The 20,064-nt window shown below is 68.2% G+C and carries 16 protein-coding genes and 1 pseudogene; 9 read left to right on the top strand and 8 right to left on the bottom strand.

The genetic code is table 11. From position 1 onward, the window contains the following. The first annotated feature begins 18 nt into the window (after nt 1-18). Nucleotides 19-468, top strand: a complete 450-nt coding sequence (locus OG804_RS04990; protein ID WP_328394330.1) for a VOC family protein — start codon at nt 19-21, stop codon at nt 466-468. 219 nt (nt 469-687) lie between these two features. Continuing rightward, entirely contained in the window at nt 688-2,274 is a 1,587-nt protein-coding gene (locus OG804_RS04985) for an ABC-F family ATP-binding cassette domain-containing protein (RefSeq protein WP_442941850.1), read from the top strand. 25 nt (nt 2,275-2,299) lie between these two features. On the opposite strand, the gene OG804_RS04980 is transcribed toward OG804_RS04985, so the two are convergent. Continuing rightward, on the bottom strand, nt 2,300-2,719 hold the full coding sequence (locus OG804_RS04980; RefSeq protein WP_328394326.1) for a DUF3592 domain-containing protein: 420 nt from the start codon (nt 2,717-2,719) through the stop codon (nt 2,300-2,302). Between the two features lie 111 nt (nt 2,720-2,830). Between OG804_RS04980 and OG804_RS04975 the strand changes: the two genes are divergently transcribed. Then, nucleotides 2,831-3,772 (top strand): YihY/virulence factor BrkB family protein, encoded by a 942-nt coding sequence (locus OG804_RS04975; RefSeq protein WP_328394324.1) that lies wholly within the window; start codon nt 2,831-2,833, stop codon nt 3,770-3,772. 151 nt (nt 3,773-3,923) lie between these two features. Here the strand turns inward: OG804_RS04975 and OG804_RS04970 are convergent, their stop codons facing one another. Beyond that, entirely contained in the window at nt 3,924-4,271 is a 348-nt protein-coding gene (locus OG804_RS04970; protein WP_328394322.1) for an ArsR/SmtB family transcription factor, read from the bottom strand. A gap of 482 nt (nt 4,272-4,753) precedes the next feature. Here OG804_RS04970 and OG804_RS04965 point away from each other — a divergent pair, with 482 nt between their 5' ends. Next, nucleotides 4,754-4,984, top strand: a complete 231-nt coding sequence (locus tag OG804_RS04965) for a hypothetical protein (RefSeq protein ID WP_328394320.1) — start codon at nt 4,754-4,756, stop codon at nt 4,982-4,984. A 6-nt stretch (nt 4,985-4,990) separates the two neighbouring features. On the opposite strand, the gene OG804_RS04960 is transcribed toward OG804_RS04965, so the two are convergent. Beyond that, nucleotides 4,991-6,340, bottom strand: coding sequence for a PucR family transcriptional regulator (locus tag OG804_RS04960; protein ID WP_328394318.1), 1,350 nt, complete (start codon nt 6,338-6,340; stop codon nt 4,991-4,993). A gap of 238 nt (nt 6,341-6,578) precedes the next feature. Here OG804_RS04960 and OG804_RS04955 point away from each other — a divergent pair, with 238 nt between their 5' ends. The 4 genes from OG804_RS04955 (at nt 6,579) to OG804_RS04940 (ending at nt 10,039) form a co-directional block, all read left to right on the top strand. Further along, the gene (locus OG804_RS04955) at nt 6,579-7,358 is read left to right on the top strand and encodes a MerR family transcriptional regulator (RefSeq protein ID WP_328394316.1); all 780 of its coding nucleotides are present in this window, start codon (nt 6,579-6,581) and stop codon (nt 7,356-7,358) included. 9 nt (nt 7,359-7,367) lie between these two features. Next, nucleotides 7,368-8,177, top strand: a complete 810-nt coding sequence (locus OG804_RS04950) for an adenylate/guanylate cyclase domain-containing protein (protein ID WP_328394314.1) — start codon at nt 7,368-7,370, stop codon at nt 8,175-8,177. A gap of 124 nt (nt 8,178-8,301) precedes the next feature. Continuing rightward, nucleotides 8,302-8,958, top strand: a complete 657-nt coding sequence (locus tag OG804_RS04945) for a HEAT repeat domain-containing protein (protein ID WP_328394312.1) — start codon at nt 8,302-8,304, stop codon at nt 8,956-8,958. A gap of 16 nt (nt 8,959-8,974) precedes the next feature. Next, nucleotides 8,975-10,039: a MerR family transcriptional regulator gene (locus OG804_RS04940; protein ID WP_328394310.1), complete on the top strand. Its 1,065-nt coding sequence runs from the start codon at nt 8,975-8,977 to the stop codon at nt 10,037-10,039. 89 nt (nt 10,040-10,128) lie between these two features. On the opposite strand, the gene OG804_RS04935 is transcribed toward OG804_RS04940, so the two are convergent. The 4 genes and pseudogenes from OG804_RS04935 to OG804_RS04920 all read right to left on the bottom strand — a co-directional run bounded on the left by OG804_RS04935 (nt 10,129) and on the right by OG804_RS04920 (nt 15,013). Further along, nucleotides 10,129-11,376 (bottom strand): MFS transporter, encoded by a 1,248-nt coding sequence (locus tag OG804_RS04935; protein ID WP_328394308.1) that lies wholly within the window; start codon nt 11,374-11,376, stop codon nt 10,129-10,131. A 2-nt stretch (nt 11,377-11,378) separates the two neighbouring features. After that, nucleotides 11,379-13,835, bottom strand: a complete 2,457-nt coding sequence (locus OG804_RS04930; RefSeq protein ID WP_328394306.1) for an ATP-grasp domain-containing protein — start codon at nt 13,833-13,835, stop codon at nt 11,379-11,381. Nucleotides 13,836-14,451: 616 nt separating this feature from the next. Continuing rightward, a pseudogene (locus tag OG804_RS04925) lies at nt 14,452-14,592 on the bottom strand (LysR family transcriptional regulator); the annotation flags it as partial. Between the two features lie 43 nt (nt 14,593-14,635). After that, nucleotides 14,636-15,013: a nuclear transport factor 2 family protein gene (locus OG804_RS04920; RefSeq protein WP_328394304.1), complete on the bottom strand. Its 378-nt coding sequence runs from the start codon at nt 15,011-15,013 to the stop codon at nt 14,636-14,638. A 238-nt stretch (nt 15,014-15,251) separates the two neighbouring features. Between OG804_RS04920 and OG804_RS04915 the strand changes: the two genes are divergently transcribed. Continuing rightward, entirely contained in the window at nt 15,252-16,376 is a 1,125-nt protein-coding gene (locus tag OG804_RS04915) for a PucR family transcriptional regulator (protein ID WP_328394302.1), read from the top strand. 113 nt (nt 16,377-16,489) lie between these two features. Here OG804_RS04915 and car read toward each other — a convergent pair whose 3' ends face one another. Beyond that, on the bottom strand, nt 16,490-20,005 hold the full coding sequence (car, locus tag OG804_RS04910; RefSeq protein WP_328394300.1) for a carboxylic acid reductase: 3,516 nt from the start codon (nt 20,003-20,005) through the stop codon (nt 16,490-16,492). Between the last annotated feature and the right edge of the window lie 59 nt (nt 20,006-20,064).

Raw genomic sequence — 20,064 nt, 5'->3', positions numbered from 1 at the left:
CACAGAGGAGAGAAGAACATGCGAGCGAGCACATTCCTGTGGTTCGACGGCCGCGCCGAAGAGGCCGCCGACCACTACACCGCTCTCGTCGCCGGGTCCGCGGTACTCGACCGGCAACGCGACGCGGACGGCCGGGTCACCACCGTGACCTTCGAACTGGCCGGGCAGCGGTGCATCGCGTACAACGGCGGTCCGCAGTTCACCTTCGGCGGCGCGATCTCGCTGTATCTCGACTGCGATACCCAGGAGGAAGTGGACACCGCCTGGGCGGCCCTGACCGAGGGCGGAAAAGAAGGCCCGGGTGGTTCGCTGACCGACCGATTCGGGGTCACCTGGCAGGTCGTCCCGACAGCCCTCGCCGAGCTGCTGGCGGCCGCCGATCCGGCGGCGGCCGGACGAGTCCTCACGGCGGTACACGCCATGACGAAGATCGATATCCAGGGCTTGCTCGACGCCCGCGACCGGTGAGGAACACGGATTCCTCGTAGCCATCGCGGCGGCGGCCACCCACCCCGAGAACGCCCCGATACCGCACACCGCTTCGATGCCGGCGGGGGCCCGGCCTACGGCCGCACGCCGATCTCGGGCGGGCCAGGTCTCGGCGTTGTCGTCAATGGGGGCAGAATACCCCTGGTGAGCGCAACATTGCAGGCCAGCGGTCTATCGGCCGGGCACGCCGAACGCACCCTGTTCGCCGACCTCGATTTCACCCTCGCTCCCGGCGACGTGATCGGCTTGGTCGGCGTCAACGGCGCGGGCAAATCGACGCTGTTGCGGATGCTCGCCGACGGCGCCCCGGACGAGGGCACGATCACGCTGAGCCCACCCGACGCCACCGTCGGCTACCTGACCCAGGAACCCGAGCGCGTCGACGGCGAGACGGTGCTCGAATTCCTGGCCCGCCGTACCGGCGTCGCGCACGCCCAGCAGGTCATGGACGCGGCCGCCGAACGCCTCGGCGAGGGCGGCGACGACGACTACTCCCCCGCCCTCGAACACTGGCTCGCGCTCGGCGGCGCCGACCTCGATCAACGGGCCGAGGAGGTCGCCGCCGACCTCGGGCTCACCGACGGCCTCGCCGGCGGACTGGACACCCCGATGACAGGTCTGTCCGGCGGACAGGCCGCCCGCGCCGGTCTCGCTTCGGTACTGCTGTCGCGCTTCGACATCCTGCTGCTCGACGAACCCACCAACGACCTCGACCTCGACGGCCTCGAACGCCTCGAACGCTTCGTCACCGGCGTCAGGGTCCCGTTGATGATCATCAGCCACGACCGGGAGTTCCTGACCCGCACGGTGAACAGCGTCCTCGAACTCGACCTCGCCCAGCAGCAGGTCAGCTTCTACGACGGAGGCTACGACGCCTACCTGGCCGAACGTGAGATCGCCCGCCGCCACGCCCGCGAGGCGTACGACGAATTCGCCGATACCAAAGCCGGTTTGGAAGCTCGGGCGCTGATGCAGCGCAACTGGCTGGAAACGGGGGTCCGCAACGCGCGGCGGAAGACCAAGAACGATTCCGACAAGATCAGCCGCAAGACCCGCGCCGAGTCCACCGAGAAACAAGCCGCCAAGGCCCGCCAGACGCAGCGCCGTATCGAACGACTCGACGTGGTCGAGGAACCGCGCAAAGAGTGGGAGTTGCGCATGGAGATCGCGTCGGCGCCGCGCAGCGGTTCCGTCGTCGCCACGGCGAACAATGCCACAGTCGCACGCGGCGACTTCGCCCTCGGACCGGTGACCACGCAGATCGACTGGGCCGACCGCATCATCTTGGCCGGCCCCAACGGTTCCGGCAAGTCCACCCTGCTCGCCCTGCTGCTCGGCAAGCTCACCCCCGATACGGGCACCGCCGCACTAGGTTCGGGCGTGCAGATCGGTGAGGTCGACCAGGCGCGTGGTCTGTTCCGCGGCGACGCCACTCTCGCCGACACTTTCAGCGCCGCGATGCCCGACTGGCCCGATGCCGAAGTCCGCACCCTGCTGGCCAAGTTCGGATTGCGCGGACCGCATGTCAAGCGCGCCTGCGACACCCTATCGCCCGGCGAGCGCACCCGGGCCGCCCTGGCCCTGCTGCAGGCCCGCGGAGTGAACCTGCTCGTCCTCGACGAGCCGACCAACCACCTCGATCTGCCCGCCATCGAACAGCTCGAACAAGCCATCGAATCTTTTACCGGCACACTCGTTCTGGTGACACACGACCGGCGGATGCTGGATTCCGTGCGGGCGACCCGCCGCTGGCGCCTCACCGGGGGGCAACTCACCGAAGAGTAGGCGCACCGGCGGTATCGCCGGGCGATCAGGATCCGGCGACGCCGAGCAGTACGCCCACACCGATGAAGACGGGACCCACCGCCAAGGCGGCGATACCCGCGGCTACCCCGGAGTTGCCGCCACGGGCCACCTGGGCCCGCTGCGGGTCTTCGGGATCGACCAGAATCTCGACCGGGAACGGAAAGCTACGCAATGTTCCGCCCGAACTTCCGGTCGGGTTCTTCGCGGTCCGTGGCACGCCCTGCTCGTCGACCCACCGCAGAATCCAATGCTGGATCGATGAGTTCGTCGAACCGGACTCCCAGACATAATCGAAAACCTCGCCCTGGTAGCGCTTCCAATGCCGGCGACGGTCCCGCACCTGCCACAGCTGCTCGATGCCGGTCGCGCACAGCACGGCCCCCAGGACCGTGAACCCGATGGCCATCCAGGTGCCGGTCTCCATGAGAGAAGAATAGTCCGCCGCCTTCGGCCCGCGTCGCCGTACAGCCAGGGCGGGCCGGGTTTGCGCCGCGCTCGGCGCGGGTAGTTGACAGAACCGGAGGTGTTGCCGGGGATGAGACGACGGTATCGCAGGCTGAGCTATCGACTGCTGCGCCGCGTCGAGACCCGGATTCTGGTGCGTACGCTGCGGGCCGCATGGTCGGACCAGCTGTCCGATTGGGCGGCGGCTCTGACGTACTACAGCATGCTGTCCCTGTTTCCGGCGTTGTTGCTCGCCGTCGCCGCGCTCAGCCTGGTGGGGCCGGTGCCGGCCGGGACGCTGGCGGGCGCGGCCGGGCATGTGGGCCCGGAGGGCAGCGGGACCCTGCTCGCCGATTCGGTCCGGCACCTCCAGCAGGTCGGCGCCTGGTCGGCGCCGATCGCGATCGCGGGGCTGTTGTCCGGACTGTGGACCGCGTCGGGCTATATAGGCGCGTTCATCAGGGCCGCCGACGCGCTCTACGCCGTCGCGGAGAGCAGATCCCGGCGCCGGACGATCCTGCTGCAACTGTCGTTCAGCATCGTGCTGGTGCTGATGATCGTGTTCACCGGCCTCGGCTTCGTCGTGACCGACGGCGTGGCCGGCCGTTTCGGTGGGCTGCTGTCGGGTGTGCCGTTCGTCCACGGCGCGTGGGGCGTCCTCAAATGGGTGGCGCTGGCGCTCGTGGTGAGTTTCGCGCTGTCCCTGCTCTACTGGGTGGCGCCGAACGTGCCCGGGCAACGCTTCCGATGGCCGACCGGCGGAAGCACATTAGCGCTGGTGGTATGGCTCGCAGGCTCGGCGGGACTGTCGTTCTACGCCTCGCATTTCGACTCCTTCAACAAGGTCTACGGTTCGCTGGCGGCGGCCGTCGTATTCCTCATCTGGTTGTGGGTCACCAATTTCGCGGTTCTGCTGGGCGCGGTGGTGGACGCGCAGCGGGCGCGCCCGGCGAGCACTCCCGAGGCGGTGGCGAACCGTCCCGCCGACAGCGCATCGCAAGCAGGCGACGACCCGGCCCATCAGTCCGGATAACGACTCCCGGCCCCCGGTACGAGGCCGGACCACGGACAACACGGTGACGGGATTCCCGGGCGCACCTGGATATTGCCGGCAAGCGTAGCCGGTCAGTCGCCGGAGCCCGCTTCTTGCGTCATCGGCGACGATCCTTTCGATCCTGTCTCGGCTACGCCCAACGGGCGATGATGTCGCGTCCTTGCGGGATGACGAGGTCGAGGAGCCCGGGGAAGCGAGTGTCGAGGTCAGTGCGCCGAAGTCGATTCAATCGCCTGGTTCCTTCGTCTCGCTGGTGGATCACCCCTGCCGCACGCAGCGTCTTGAAGTGCCCACTTTGGGTGGACTTGCTGACGGGCAGCGCGAATGTCGCGCAGGCCAATTCGCCCTCGGGTTCGACCTCGGCGAGCCGCGCAATGATCGCCAATCGGACCGGGTCGCTCAGCGCCGCCATCACGGTCGTGAACTCCAGTTCGCCCGCGGCTGGGTGCACGAGTGCGGTTGCGGTCCTACTCGCCATGCCCGCCACCATACCGAACATGTTCGACATACGCGAACATCTGTTATGTTCGGAAACTGTGAACATGAGACAAGGCGGCAGGACAGACGACAGCGGCGCTCATGATGTGGCCGCGCCTCCCGGCTCGGCAGCGTCGTATGTCCGCACCCCGCGGGCCGCTGGAGCGAGCCGCCGGCGGTTCTGGACGACGGCGTATGCGCTGCTCTCCGTGGGCGCGGCATCCGGGGCATTGACAGCTGCACTCAGCGAGCTCGAACCCACCGGCAACCGCCGCAAGGCCGCGTTGGTCACAACGGTGGCGTCGGTCGGCGGTCTGGGCCTGGGGCCGGTCCTGGCCGGACTGATCGCCGAGTACGCGCCGGCTCCTTACGTGGTGCCGTTCGTCGTCGAGATCGTGCTCCTCGTGCCCGCGGCCGTCACGGTCACGCGGATGCCCTCGACACAACAGGTGACACGGTGGCGTCCTCGGCGGCCTCACCACGGTGAACAACAACGCCCCCGCTTCCAGGCACGCCGAGGTGCTCTCCAGCTTCTACGTCATCGTCTACACCGGCGTCGGACTGCCCGTGCTCGGAGTCGGCATCCTCGCCACCGCCCTCGACCTCACCACGGCCATGACCTGGTTCGGCGGAACCGTTGCCGTCTTGTGCCTGCTCGTGCTCGCCGCGCTCTCGCGCGCCGACCGCGATACCGCCGCAATGCTCAGCAATTAGCCCGCATCAGCTCACCACCGTGCCGGGCTCGCCGAGCAACCCGGGCGCAGGCAGGACCGTGGCCGCCTCGGCTTCGAATAACCCGGCATACCTGGAGCTTTCATGATTCGCGAGCGGCGGGTCCGGGGGATCAGCGGGGTCGGTTTCGTAGGTGTTGGCGATGAGAGCGGCTTGTAGGTGCCACAGATCGTCGGCGTGCGCGGGATCCAGACCGGTGTGGTGGGCGATGCGGCGCAAGCGATAGTCGAGGGTGTTGGCATGGATGTACAGGGCGCGGGCGGTGAGTTGGCGGTTGCGGTCATTGGCCAGGTGGGTGGCAAGCGTGTGCAGCAGCTCGGGCTGGGACAGCAGCGGATCGAGGGCTCGCGCCAGACGCTGCCGCGCCGGCCCGGGACGCGTGATCTGGTACTCCACGGCCAAGTCGGCCATCCGATACAACCGGCCGGGCCGGTGCAGACGCTGGGCGAGGTCGAGCAGTTCGTGCGCGCGCCGGGTCGCGTCGGGCACCTCGTCGGGGCGAGCCCGGATCACGGTGGCCAGCAGCGAGCCGCGCGCCGCGACCTGCAGCCGCTCGAACAGTCGCGGGGCGGTCGAGTCATCGCGTGGATGCTGCGGAACCAGGACGGTGCCGCCCACCTCGCTGAGCCGTGCCAACGGCACATCGCCGCCGCGGGTGAGTTCGGTGCGCAGCCGGCGCAACCGCCGGCGAGCGTCCATGTGGTCGGGCCCGGCGTCGGCCGCCGGTCCGGTGAGGGCGAGGGCCAGCACCGCATAGGCATCCGCGTCCCGGAAACCGCTCTCACGCGCCATCTCCGCCGTACTCGTCCCCGAGATCAGCGCAGCGGCCAGCGCCTCGGCGGCCGCATGCCGCGTGGCAGTGTGGGCGCGGAGTTCACGCAGGTAGGCTCCGGTAAAGGTGGTGATGACGTGATTCAGGACCTCCGCCAGACGCTGGCCTGCCACGACCATCACTTGACTGTCGGCGCCGTGGGCACGCCGGGCGAGTAGGTCCAGTACGAACCGGAACCCGAGATGGGTGGCGTGTTGAACGGCTTCCAGGGCCACGCCCTCCGCCGCCCAGTCCGCGATCTTGCTGTGCAGAGGCTCGGGTACCTCACCCACCGCGCGGCCCTGTAGCGCCGCTGCCACCAAATGCAGACATCCGGTCACCACCTCGGCGGCCTCACGCCGCACCACACCGCACGGCATCATCGTTCTCGGCTCGGCGCCGTCGTCCGCGCCGGCCAGATGGTCCAGTAACTGCTGGGATAGTCGAGGGGTATGCGGCAGGTGCTCGGCTGCCGGCATCCCGGCGATCTTCAGTTCCCGAACGACATGAGGGCTGCTCGTCAGCACCGACCTCGACCTCCTCACCACCGCATGCACGGATCCCCTGCGCCGAATCGGTCCGCCGCCAACCGTCCATATCAGTAAAAACTGTAACCGACGGTGAGTTGCACCACAATGGCCCGCTTGCGGCCCGGGTCATCCCGAGCGGACCCGCAGTTTCGGCACCTCTGAACCAGCATCTACTGAGACAGTGCGGTTAAGATTGCCGAGATTCGTCTCGCGGACGGTGAGCGGAAGGATGACGATGACGCAACGCACACCGGAGTACCGGGTTGCGGAACTGGCCGAAGCCGCCGGCATCGCGGTACGGACGGTGCGCTACTACCAGGAGCGGGGTCTCCTCGACGCGCCGCGCCGTCAGGGTCGCCACGCCTTCTACAACCACACCCACCTCGAGCGGCTGCGACTCATCGCCGACCTGCTCGCCCGCGGCCACAGTCTCGAAGGCATCGCCGACCTGCTGACGAGCGCCGAGCACGGCGGCGGAGTCTCGGAACTACTGGGATTCGAATCGGCGGCCGCACAAGCGTGGGGCGACGGCGAAGTAACCATCGACTTCGAGCAGATGCTGACCCGCTTCGGCGAACAAGCGACCCCACAGGCCATCACCGAAGCCGTCGCGCTGGGCTATCTGCGCATCGAGGAGGACCGCTTCGTCTACTCCAGCGCACGACTGCTCGAAGCAGCCACGGCGCTGGTCGCCACCGGCATCCCGTTGCGCTCGATACTCGCGCTGAGCTGGGAATTGGAAGCGGCCTTCGACCGGATGGCCTTCGCGTTCGTCCAAGAGTTCCGGATCCACCTGCTCGGCCAGGTCCTGGAGGACCCCTCCCCCCAGCGACTACACGAGCTCGCCGGCACGATCACCGAGCTGCGTCCGGCCGTGCGTCAGGTCGCCGACGAACTGCTCGCACGAGCCATGGACCGCCGGATTCACGCCGACCTGCCCGAAATCTCCCAACAGCTGAGCCAGGCCGCCGGCGGCGACCCGGCTCACCGCGGCGACACCGCCGCGCCGACGTAGGACGAAGCGGTGACAGGGTTTCCAACGATAATCGGGTACGTCCTTGCGGTGATCGCCGTATCGGAGGCCGTCGGCCTCATCGTGCTGTGGCGGTTGCTCGTGCAGAGCCGCCGCGAACTGACCGAGCTGCAGCGCAGGCCCGATACCCGTCGACTGCTGATGGACGGCGGCCGGGACGCGATGAAAACCGCGTGGCAGATGGCGAGCCTCGTCCGCGAGAAGGGGTTGCGCGCGGCGGTACTCGACTCGATCGAAGATCTGGCCGGTTGGGCCCAGGTCGAGCGGCCCGACCTGGCCCGGTTGACCGCCGAGGGAGATGTCGTCATCGCCTTCTCCGATATCGAAGGGTCCACCGCGCTCAACGAACGGCTGGGTGATCGAGCCTGGGTCGCCCTGCTCGGCCGCCATGACCGGCTGATCCGCAAACTCGTCACCGAATACGGGGGGCACATCGTGAAGAGCCAGGGCGACGGCTTCATGATCGCTTTCGGCGACGCCGAGCAGGCGGTGCGCTGCGGCCTGGAGGTGCAGGGCGCCATCGGCGCCATCGCCAAACCCTCGGGCGGCGTGCGCGTCCGGGTGCGGATCGGAGTGCATATGGGCAGGTCGGTCCGCCGCGGTGACGATCTCTTCGGACGGAACGTAGCCATGGCCGCCCGGGTGGCCGGTCAGGCGCACGGTGGGGAAATTCTGGTCAGCGAGGAAGTACGCGCGGCCGTGGCCGGCGCCTCGGATATCAGCGTCACCGCCGCACGCCGAACCGAACTGAAGGGCTTCCACGGCACGTTTCCGCTGTATGCGGTCGCACCGGCACACTGAAATCGGCCGCGATCGCGCCGTTCCCGACCACAGGCACGCTGTTCCGCGACCCGACGCGATCGGATTCGGCTTGACCCTGACACTGTGACAAGGACTCGAATGGTCGGCGAAGGAGGTGGTTGTCGTGAACACAACCAACCACGGCGAGCCGGACGCTCGCCTCGTCGATGCCCTGTCCGGAGCCGATTCGTCGATTCGACTGCGGGCGGCGCTCTCGGCCGGCACGCTGGGCGATCCGCGACTGGCGGACATCCTCGTCGCCCGGTGCGCGGTGGAACCGGACTTCTTCGTCCGGGACATGCTCACCTGGGCGTTGTGCCGGTTACCGGCCGACATCACGGTACCGATGCTGCTCGCGGAGCTCGGGTCCGACACAACGCAGGCACGCAGTCAGGCGCTGCACACCCTGTCCAAGATCGGCGACCCGAGTGCCTGGCCCGCGGTGTCGACGCTGCTGCACGACCCAGAGGACGAGGTCGCGCTCAGCGCGTGGCGGGCCGCCGCGGTGCTCGTCGTGCCCGGAGCGGAGCGGGAGCTCGCCGTCGACCTGGCGACCGCGCTCGGGCGGGGTGACCGTCACATGCAACTCGGGCTGAGCCGTGCGCTGGCGACACTCGGCGCGGCCGCGGCCCCGGTGCTGGAGGCCGCCATGGCGAGTCCCGATCCGGGTGTTCGTGCTCATGCGGAGGCCACCGATCAGCTCTGCCGTGACCCCGACAGTGGCTTCACCCTCTCACTCGAGATGGCCACGCGCGTCGCCGTGACCGGTTCGGACGGATAGAAGGGAAAGCGATGCGATGTTGATCGGCGAGGTATCGCGGCGTTGCGGTGTCAGCACGCGCATGCTGCGCCACTACGACGCGCTGGGCCTGGTGCAGCCGTCTGTCCGCACGTCCGGCGGCTACCGCGAATACTCCGCCGAGGATATTCGCCGCCTCTTTCATGTCGAGTGCCTCCGGACCCTGGGGCTGTCGCTGAACGAGGCCAAGCGGGCACTCGACGAGCCCGGCTTCGCGCCGGGGGAATCGGTGGGAGAGCTCATCCGGCACACCCGCGCGCGAATCGCCGCCGAGCAGGAACTGCTGGAGAAACTCGAGCGCGTCGAGGCGGCCGCGCCCGCTCGGTGGGGCGAGGTCATGAGCATCGTGGCGCTGTTGCGCGCGCTCGACTCGGATTCCGGATCCCGCCGCCAGCAAGCGGTGCTGTCCCAGAACGAGACCGCGGCGCTGCCGGTCGGCGCGCTGGTCGAGGCGGCGCTGTCGGAGGACGATCCGAATGTTGCCGGTGCGCTGCGCTGGTCACTGGCCAGGGCGGCCGGTGCGGGATTGCAGAAGCTGGCCGCCGGTCTTGATTCGACAGAGGTCGATATCCGGCGCCGGGCGACCGAGGCGATAGCGGCGGTTCCGGGCGTGGAAGCAACGGCGCTGCTGAGGCGGGCTCTCGACGACTGCGATGTGACGGTACGAGACCGTGCCGCGCTGGCGCTCGGCTCCCGGCGGGTCGGCGAGGCGATGCCCGCACTCCTCGAGATGGTGGTCCAGGGGCGGTCCGATGTCGGGGCCGCCGAGGTGCTGGGATCGCTGGCAGAGGTCGCGATCCCGGCCCGCGACATCGTCCGGGCCATACAGGATGCGCTCGACGACACGGTCGACACCCCGACGCGTTCGCGCATCACCCAGGCGCTCGCTGAGGTTCCGGGTGATGCGGCCCAGGAAGCCCTGACCGTACTGGTCGGTGACGGCAACCGGACGATCGCGGCGACCGCGGCCGCGATCCTCGGATCCCGAGGTCCTGAGGTCCCGGAATCGAATCGCACACCGCCGGCGTCGGACGGTCCCGGCGCCGACCAGTCGGTCGACTGATCGGCACCGGTCAACGAGACCATCGCTGCGACCGAAATCGGCCGCAGCGATGGAGCTCTCGCCGTGCGACACGCCGCAGGGTTACACCCTCACCCCCGCCCGTCGAGCGCATCCCCTACAGCGGGCCTGGTCCGAGTTGCCCAGGCGGTGAGGTAGGGCGTCATCAGGCCCGCGCCGACCATGATGACGCCCAAAATGAGCCAGCCGATCTTGCCCAGCCCCACACACAGCCAGGTCACCAGAGCCGGTCCGGTGGTCTGTGCGATACGCAGACCCGCACCGTAGACACCGAGATAGCGGCCGATCGCCGCAGCGGGGGCCAGCGTGTTGGAGAGCTCGAAGCCCGCCGCGGAATGCCACAACTCGCCCACCGCCAGAACCACGGCGCCGATGCCGATGAGGATCAGCGACAGCCACGTGGAGTGATCGGCGGTCATGGAGACGAGCAGGCAGGCACCGAGCACAGCCCACCCCGAGTACACGTAGGCACGCGCGCCGGCCGTCGGGGTCGCGACCCTCCGACACACGCGGACCTGGAACAACACCACGATGACCGTGTTGACGATATCGGCCGCCGCGATCGACCACCGGGGCGCGACCGTGGCGGATACGATCCACAGCGGAATGGCCACCGCTTGGACGCTGTGCTGGAGTGACAGCACTCCGTCCGCCGCGGCCAGTGCGAGGTACGGCCGGTCTCGCCATACCGCTCGGGAGGCGCCGCCGTGGCCCGGGGCGTCCGGCGGAAGGTCGGGAAGGCCGCCCACCAGGGCCGCCACCGCTACGAGCATTACCGCGGTTCCGAAGAAGATCGCCCGATAGACACTCGGTGAATCGGACTGCGCCACCAGCCCGGACAGCCCCGCACCCACGGCCAGTCCGATATTGAGCACGGACCGCAGGTAGCCGCGTAGTTCGTTGGCATTCTCACCGCCCAGGCGGCTCACCATTGTCGCCACGGCCAGTTGGGCGCCGGCGTGCGCCGCCGAGGTGACCGGAACGATGACGAGAAATGTCGTACCGTCGCGTACCCAGGGCAGGGCCGCTGTGGCGAGCGCGGCGAAGACCAGGGACCAACGCAGTGTCCGGCCGGGACCGAAGCGGTCCGACACTCGACCGGCGGCGATGACGACGGCCACGCACAATCCACCGGCAATGCTCAGCCCGAAACCTATTCGACCGGAGGAGATATGGGCGATTCTCGTGAAATACAGGATGCCGGAAGTCAGGTAAACACCCGCCGCCAGTCCGGCGCCCGATACGACGATCATCAGGGTACGGCGGGCGTCCCGGAGCCGGCCTTCGGGACGGAGAACGGGTTCTGCCGAGGTCGCCATGGTCAGACACGCACCGCCGCCGACTCGGAATGCGCGGGCACGCAGTGCATGTGCAGACCGGCAGCCGTCCGCTCGATCGCGGCACGAACGTCGGTTGTCGACGGGCCGCGGAACCGGAAGCTCGCGCCGATTCCCTGATAGCCGAAGCTCTCGGTGATGGTCGTCCCGGGCTCGGGGATATTTTCGGCATACGGCCGCAGTGCGTCGTCCGGAACATACAGGCGCGCCGCTTCCACTGTGCACGGTGGATCGATCGGCGGGCGCACCAGGAGTTCCCCGGCCACGGCCGTGCCCGCGAGGTCGTGTGCACGCGGCGGCTGCCCGAGCTGGGTCTGCATCGCCGCGGCGACCAGGTCGTAGTCGTGCACCTCGCGCCACAGATCAACCGTTTCACCTCCGGCGAACCGGGCGGCGACCTCCAGGAATTCGATCCGGACCGCGCCGTCGGCATCGGTCAGCAGGAACACCTCCAGATGGAACACCGTCGCCGAGCCCGGGCTCAGCGCCCGGAACACCGCATCGGCGAACGACTCGAGCGCGGCCGTGCAGGCCGGATCGTCGATTTCCACCGTGCCCAGCGTCCGACCGCCCGCGGCGAAGCTCAGGCAGGTGTCCAGATACGACGACGCGCGCCACGGTCCCAGCTGTTCGCCGGTCCACACCCCGTCCACGAAGGCGATCTCGCCCGGGCAGAACTGCTGAACCAGCCAGGGTTCGGTATCCAGGGCGGGTAGCGATGCCAGGTCCGCCGGACCGTCCAGCTTCATCACGCCCCGGCTGCCGGCCCCCAGGCACGGCTTGACGATCACCGGATAGCCGTGCTCCTCGGCGAACCGCTGTACATCCGCCTCGGCGTGTGCGGCCGCGAAGCCCGGGATCGCCAGACCGGCCGCCTGTATCGCCTCGCCCATCGGCAACTTGTCGCGAAAGAGCCGGATATGGTCTGGTCGGTCACCGGGCACATCCCATTCCGCACGCAACTGCGCCGCGGTGAGCAGGTCGAACTCGCTCAACGCGACAATCCGGTGCGGGGGCCCGAATCGACCGCACAGTTGCGTTGCCGCCACCGACGCGTCGGACATATCGTCGACCACGATCACCTCGGCGGCGGCGGACGGCACCGCGGTCAGCGCCGCCGCGGGGCACACGTAGGTCACCGCGTACGAATCGTGATCGATGACCTCCGCATAGGGGATGGACAGTCCGCGGACACGATGCAGTACCAGGATGTGCGGGCGAACCGCGGTGGTTTCGAGAGGTACACAGGTTGATCGGAATCCGGCGACCGTGTTCAGGACTGCCCGCTCGACCTCGTCGGAGCCGGCGCCCGCGAAGCGGAACCGCGATTTACCGAGCTCGTACCCGTAGTCGTTGGCGACAACAGAACCCGGCTCGGGCAGGACGGCGGCATAGGGTCCGTCCGCAGCCTGGGCCAGACCTGCCGCGGTGACCCGATAGGGCGGCGCGGCGGTGGGCGCGATGAGCAGCCAGCCCCCGACGCGATCGTCGGAAAGCCGTTCTACCGAGGGCTGCTCGCCGAGCTGGATCCTGGTCTGCGCCTCCATCAGGTCGTACCCGTGGACCTCACGCCACAGGAAGGGAATCTCCGCACCGCCGGTCCGCGCGCCGATCTCCAGAAAACGGATCCGCGGTTCGCCGGCGTCGTCTTGTCCGAGGAACGCCTCGAGATGAAGGACCAGCGGCATGCCGGGGCTGAGCGCGCGACACACCTCGGCAGTGAATTCTTCTATATGCCGGTTCAATTCGACATCGTCGATCTCGACCGAGCCGAGGACTCCGAGATCCGCGAACCCCGCGCAGGAATTGATATAACGGGATGCCCGCCACGGCCCCAGCCCGGCACCCGACCAGACACCGTCGATATGTATCACCGGGTCGGCGCAGAATTCCTGGACGAGCGCCGGTTCCCAGGCCTCCTGACGCGCGGCGAGCTCGCCGGGACCGTCGATCCGGCGGAATCCGTAACTACATTGACCGACACGGGGTTTCGTGACAACAGGCCAGCCGTGGCTCGCGGCGAATTCCGCGATATCGGACTCCGCTACGGCCTCGGCGAATCCGGGAAGCGCGATACCGTATGCGGCAACGGCACGGTACATCGTCAGTTTGTCCCGGAATACGGCCGTCCGCTCCGGCCGGTCGCCGGGAATACGAAATCGGACACGGAGGTCTGCGGCACGGTCGAGATCCATCTCGGATAACGCGACGACACGTTCCGGTACCCCGAATTTCTCCACGAGTTCGTTCGCGGCGGCGGCCAGCGCGGCGGTCTCGTTGAGGTCGACGACACGTACCGCGGCCGCGGCCGGCGGGACAGAGTTCCGTCCGTCCGGCGAGCATATATAGGTAACGGAGCACTTCGAGTGGTCCAGGTAGGTATCGTATACGGCGAAAAAATCGCGCCAACGATGCAGGATCAACACATGCGGTTTCATCATTTCTCCGTGTATAAGGACGCACAAATCGACGCAATCGCCGCACATGATCCGGACATACATTAACAATTCGGACATATACGGCGGCGGCGCCGGAGGATGGTGTTCAGGCGGATTGCGGACGCAAAGTCAGTCAGCGAGACACGTCGCGCGCCAGCGTATTACCACATTGATGACCACAGGTGACATGGAAGCTGCCACTGAGGATGCGGCGGTCAAATCGGTCCTCGATTCACGCGTCGGTGTGTTCGCCCCATCTCGATGTCGAACATCACCGCTGCAGTGCAGCACACTGCGATCGGCAGTATATACACAGTCTGAAATGAACAAGTTTCCCAATAATGGGAACGCGCATCACCGCGCCCCCAAGGTGGCGTTACACGTTTCCGGACACCATACAGTAACGCCACGAGAGGGACAGTGAATTTCTTACCAGTGGCCCAAATCGGGTTTTACCGAGCATTACCACTCGATGAAGAGGGACCGTTCTCGGAATAATAATTCGAGAATCTCCGGTACACGGCCACCTGCCGTGCGGCCGTCCCGTGGCCGTCCCGCCATCCACCCCCGCCGCTCACCGGCGGCCGAGAAGGGCGGCGCGCCAGTCGTCGATCACGGATCAGATCCCGGCGACCACTGCGGCGACTTCCGGACGGCGAAGGGTCTCGGCACGGGCCACCAGCCAGTAGCCGAGCGTCACCGATACCGAGTCGGCCAGCACCCGAACCAGGTCGCGGTGGCGATCGGCCATGAAGCAGGGTGGAGCGCGCGATGAGGGCGCGCTCCACCCGGCCGATGGCGATTCAAGCCAGCGCGGCCTGCATGGCGACCCCGTCGACGTAGGAATGCTTCTCCTGGACCGCGCCGTCCTGGACCAGGACGTAATCCGCGAGGTCGACGCATACGTGCTTGCCGGTGGACGAAGTCCCGGTCAACTGCCACTGCACCACCCAGAAATCCGCCCCGACGCGCAGGGAGATCAGGTGGAAGCTCAGATCCGGAACCAGGGCGAAGGTCCCCGCCGCGGCCTCCCGGATCGCGGCCCGGCCGCGCACCGGGCCTTGGCCGGAGTGCAGATGGAACACCGAGTCGGCGGTGTGGAATTCGATGATCCGGTCCGGGTCGCGATCGGCCCAGCACGCGTGGTAGCGCTCGAACAGTTCGCTGATGGCAGTGGTCATGGCGGCAGCTCCGAGGTGTGCGCGGCAAGGGACGATCCGGGTTATCGCACAGACCGCGTGGACGATCTCGCCGGGTTGCCGCAGCCGACTGGATCGGTCCGCGGAACCGGCGGGCGGCGTCCGGATCGCTGAGGGAATCCCAGTATCGAGCGAGACGGTGCCTCGTGGCGATGGGCCCATGTCCCGACTTCGGCACCGCCCGTTGTGCACGCGCACACCGCCCGCTAGGTTGGCGGCAGTGAGCCAGGACACGCACTCCGAGCCGTCGCGCCTCTTACGCGAGCTCCGGGCCGATTCGGACGCGATCTCCGAGCTGGTGACCGCCCGGATCGGCAACGACGATCAGGACTACGACGACGCCGCGCTCGGTCACCACGAATTGCTCACCCTGGTGGCCGACAGTTGCGCGGCATGGCTGGACGCCCTCGCCGAGTCGCCGTACTCGCTCGAACCCGCGCGCCGGGCCGGACGCCTCAAGGCCGAGCGCGGGATCCCATTGGAAAGCCTGCTGCACGCATTCCGCGTCGCGGGGCTGGCGTTCTGGGAGGTGATCGTCGAACGCGCCGGCCCGGACGATCGAGCCGCGCTGCCCCGGCTGTCCACGCTGGTATGGGCCACCGTCGACGACTACTCCGTCGCGGCCGCCGAAGCCTACCGGCGCGTCGTCGCCACCGGGACCGCACAACCCGATCAGGGGTTGCTGCGGGCGCTGCTCGACCCGGGCCTTCCGCCCGCGCAGCGCGCCGAGCTGGGCGCCAGGATGCTGCGCTCGCGCACCCGAGCCACGTCGGTCGTCCTGGTCGGCGATATCCATCTCGTCGCGACCGGGGTAACCACCGCGCACACCCTCCTCGGCGAGGACCGGGTCACCCTCGCCGTCGCGGTATCCCCGGCCGCGCTCGACCGCGCGCTGGGCGCGGTGAGTGCGCGGGCCGGCGCGAGCCGGCCGTTCACCGACCTGCGGTTCGCACCCGCCGCGCTGGACCAGGCACGCCTCGCGTTCCGGTGCCTGAGCCCGGCGGATACCGGAATCCATACCTACGCTTGCGCGCCCGAGCGTGCGCTCATCGCGGCCGACCCCGCACTCGCCGCCGACGTCTTCGCCGATGTACTCGCCGCTTTCGACCGGCTCCCGCCCGACGAGGCCGACCTTCTCGTGCACACCGCCCTGGCCTGGTACGAACTGGCCGGATCCACGTCGGCGGTGGGGAGACGCCTGCACCTGCATCGCAACACCGTCCTGCACCGCCTCAAACGAATAGAGCGGCTCACGGGCGCGGCCTTCGCGGTGCCCGCCGACGCGGCGCGGCTGTATCTGGCGCTGCACACGCGGTTGCTCCGGTCGGCCGACGGTTCCTCGTGACCGATCTCGGCGCTGTCGGCCGCCTCGGCTCGTCCACTCGCTCCGGAGGCGCCGCGTCACCTCCCCGTGCCACCCCGGACGTCAACGGCGAGGCGGAATGGACTCGAGCCGTCTCAGTCCGATGAAGCGGGATCCACGGTAACCAGACCCATTTCACGCATATCGGTGAGGTACTTTTCCAACAGCGCGCGGGAGATCTGCGGAATCGTGCCGGATCGACCGAGCCCGGCGGTGCGGACGGCCGCCGCGGTGTCGATGGTCGCCGCCGGGGAGCCGGGGACCAGCAGCGCCGGTGTCCGGTAGGCATCGAGTACCGGGAACGCCGAACGCTGCCGTTGCCGTTCGGGGAGGGCGTGCAATGCGATGCCGAAGCGGTTCAGCCAGTCGTCGTAGTCGTCGATTCGGCGCATCGGGTAACCCGCTTCGGTGAGCCAGTCGACGACGGTGTCGAGTGAGATCCCGTCGTCGTGCGGGTTCACGACGTGGTAAGTGGTGTAACCGGCGGCCCGGTTGCCGAGTCCGGCGACCGCCGCCGCGACGAAATCGACCGGCAGTCCGTCGTAGTGGGCCGCCGCGCCCTCGGCTCCGGCGCGGTAGAAGGAACGCGGCGCCAGGCCGGTCACCGCCAGGCTGATCACCAGACGTGTGAACATATCCGAGGCATTGAGCTGACCGGGAAAAGCGCTGTGCGCGAGGATCATGCTCGGGCGCAGCACGGTCACCGGCAGCCCGCAGGTGGCGTGCGCATCGCGCAGCAGCACCTCCCCCGCCCATTTGCTCGTCGCGTATCCACTGGCATATCCGGCGTGCAGCGGCCGTATCGGGCCGCTCGACCGCACATCGGCCTGCTCGTCGGCGAGCGAGGCCGGATCGGCGGCGGCCACGGTGGAGACGTAGGTGAACCGTTTCAACCGCTGCGACACCGCGAGCCCGATCAGTTCGGCGGTGCCCGCCACATTCGGTTCGAACAGTTCGCCATAGGGAAGGACGTGGTTGACCAGAGCGCCGACGTGCACGACAGCGTCGGCCTCGGCCGCGAGCCGCCGCCAACGACGCTCCGTCAGTCCCAGGCGCGGCGCGGTGATATCAGCGGCCACCACCTCCAGCCGGCCCGCCGCGAGTTCCCGGTACCGCGCCGTGAGTTCGGTTGCGCCGCCGAATACTTCGTCCAGTCGCTGCGCCGCGGTCGCGTCGTCGCCACCACGGACGAGGCATATCACTGTGCCGTCTTCGGGCAGCTGAGCGAGCAGTTCCAACAGGACGAAGCGGCCGAGGTAGCCGGTCGCTCCGGTGAGCACCACGGTCTGTACGCGCTCGGCGACAGTGCCGGGATCGGCCGCGAACGTGCTCACGTCGTCCCCCAGCACCCGCGCAACAGTGATATCGGCTGCTCGGACCTCGGCGGCGTTCGCACCGTGCACATCGGCGCAGCCGGGCCGCGACGAGTGTTCGCCGCGCCGGGCGTCGAGGTATCCGGCCAGCGCGCGCAGATCGGTATCGGGTGACACGATGACGTGCACCGGTACCGTCACGTCGAAGATCTCGTGCAGGAGTTCGGCGAACAGCACAGCCGTCAGGGAATCACCGCCCAGTTCGCCGAAACCGGACTCGGCTGTCACCGCCAGGTCCGCGCGGGCGAACTGCAATTGCACGGCCCGCACCAGGGTGTCCAGGGTCGGCCCCGCCGATTCGTGCAGTTCCCGCAGTCGCTCGGACCGCCGCGCCGACGCATCCGCGTAGAGTTGCGCGAACCGGTGCGCGTAGCGCCGTTCGAGGTTGGGCCGCAATACTTTCCGCGAGTCGGACAGCAGCCCGTTGGCCGGACTGAACGGCTCCGGTTCGACTAGGAAGTCCCCGGGCACCTCGTAGTTCTGCAGGTCGGCCTGCTCGGCGGCGGCGCGGAGTTCACCGGCCAGCCGCGCGCGCAGCGCCGGTTCATCCGCCGCCTCGCGCAGGGCGTGCGCGGTCGGCACGATCGCGGCCACGAGATAGGACCGTGCCGAATCGCCGTGCAGGAAGATCTGATGGATCGACCGGCACCCCGTGAAGACGGACTCCAAGTGTGCCACCGCCACGAATTCGCCGTTGGCCAGCTTGCGCACGTTCGATCGGCGGTCGAGATAGGCGATCTGCCGGGGTCCGAGCTCGGCCACGATATCGCCGGTCCGGAAGAATCCGTCCGCGTCGAACATGGTCGCGTTCAGTTCCGGACGTTGGTAATAGCCCGGGATGATATTCGCGGTCAGCAGCAACAATTCGCCGCGTGGATGCGGTAGATCGGTGCCGAAATACCCCAGCTCGGGCATATCGACGAGTTTGTAGTCGACAACCGGGGGCAGCAGCCGGGTGTCGATCATGATGCCACCGGCTTCCGTGGAGGCGTAACCGTCGTGCAACTCGAGGTCGAGACACGCTTCCATGAAGGAGGCGGTCTCGGCGGCCAGCGGCGCTGTCCCGCATACCGCGCGCACGACCCGCCCGCCCAGCACTTCCTCGCGCAGGCGCGTCCGCACCCGGTCGGCCGCCTCGGATTCCGCCGTCCCGCCGACCGATCCACCCACCTCGCTCTGGTAGAGCTGATAGAGCATGTCGCAGATACGCGGAACCAGATTCAGTTCGGTGGGCCGAGCGGATGCCAGATCATCGAAGAGGGTCGACAGATCGCTCGCGGTGGCGAAGTAGCCGGTGCCGCCGCGAGCGAGGGTGCCGATGAGCGACACGTGCCCGGCCAGATGGCTCATCGGAAGATAGTTGAACCCGATCACCGGAATCCGGTTCACACTGGACTGGAATCCCCGCCACAGTGCCGCGACCAGCCGCTGCGGGTACATCGCGCCCTTGGGCGTACCCGTACTCCCGGAGGTGTAGATCAACATCGTCAGCGCGTCATCGGATCCCGTGTAATACGGCATCGGGGTGCGCGCGGCGGATCGCGCGGACGCCTCGGCGAGCGTCTCCACCGTGACCGGATGCGGCACGTCCGACAGCTGGGCGCGCGCCCGGGCGAGGGCTGCGCGATCGGCGTCGTGATCCGGGTGGTGATCGAATACGACGATCCGGCGCAGGGTCGGCGAGATCGCCGCGACGCCGGCGGCGATCGCGAGGTACTCGGTACTGGTGGCCAGCACCCTCATCTCCGTCTCGGCCACCACCGGCTGTAGCTGCGCGGCCGGCGCACCGCACTGGAGCGGTACGGCGACCACCCCCGAGTACACACACGAAAGCACGAGTGTCGCGTATTCGATGCTGGTGAACCCGAGCAGACCGAGAAAATCGCCGGGGCGCAGCGGGTCGTCGGCGCACGCCCAACCGGTCGCGACGGCAGCCGCCCGATCCCACAACTGGCGGTAACTCACCGTGTCGAAGTGTTCGAGCGGATGCAGTGCGGTCCGGCCCGTCCGCTCATCGGTGACCAGTTCATGTGCGCGCCGCGCGAGCGCCGGACGGTCGGCGTAGCCGTCCATGACGGCGGCCACCACCTCGGCCAGTGGCATACCCTGCCGTTCGAGCACCGCGGTGACCTCGTCCAATGGTGCGGCATCCCGGAATTGACGGTCGCGTTCGAACAACTCCGCTATTCGGCGCTCCTGGCGTGTGGGGAACGGCCGCTGCGTCTGTTCTGTTGTCACGCTGCCTCTTTCGGGTCGGCGCCGGACAAGTGCTGCCGTCGCAGTGCAGCGTCTCACTG

Source organism: Nocardia sp. NBC_00416, assembly GCF_036032445.1.
In the GTDB taxonomy this organism is placed as follows: domain Bacteria; phylum Actinomycetota; class Actinomycetes; order Mycobacteriales; family Mycobacteriaceae; genus Nocardia.
The sequence above is the reverse complement of the archived record's forward strand: the minus strand, read 5'-3'. Positions and strand labels throughout refer to the sequence as shown.

Excerpts from the sequence above, each read along its gene's own strand:
- OG804_RS04955 (WP_328394316.1), top strand. The coding sequence starts at position 6,579 with ATGACGCAACGCACACCGGAGTACCGGGTTGCGGAACTGGCCGAAGCC.
- OG804_RS04970 (WP_328394322.1), bottom strand. The coding sequence starts at position 4,271 with ATGGCGAGTAGGACCGCAACCGCACTCGTGCACCCAGCCGCGGGCGAA.
- OG804_RS04920 (WP_328394304.1), bottom strand. The coding sequence starts at position 15,013 with ATGACCACTGCCATCAGCGAACTGTTCGAGCGCTACCACGCGTGCTGG.
- OG804_RS04975 (WP_328394324.1), top strand. The coding sequence starts at position 2,831 with ATGAGACGACGGTATCGCAGGCTGAGCTATCGACTGCTGCGCCGCGTC.
- OG804_RS04940 (WP_328394310.1), top strand. The coding sequence starts at position 8,975 with ATGTTGATCGGCGAGGTATCGCGGCGTTGCGGTGTCAGCACGCGCATG.
- OG804_RS04930 (WP_328394306.1), bottom strand. The coding sequence starts at position 13,835 with ATGATGAAACCGCATGTGTTGATCCTGCATCGTTGGCGCGATTTTTTC.
- OG804_RS04935 (WP_328394308.1), bottom strand. The coding sequence starts at position 11,376 with ATGGCGACCTCGGCAGAACCCGTTCTCCGTCCCGAAGGCCGGCTCCGG.
- OG804_RS04990 (WP_328394330.1), top strand. The coding sequence starts at position 19 with ATGCGAGCGAGCACATTCCTGTGGTTCGACGGCCGCGCCGAAGAGGCC.
- OG804_RS04980 (WP_328394326.1), bottom strand. The coding sequence starts at position 2,719 with ATGGAGACCGGCACCTGGATGGCCATCGGGTTCACGGTCCTGGGGGCC.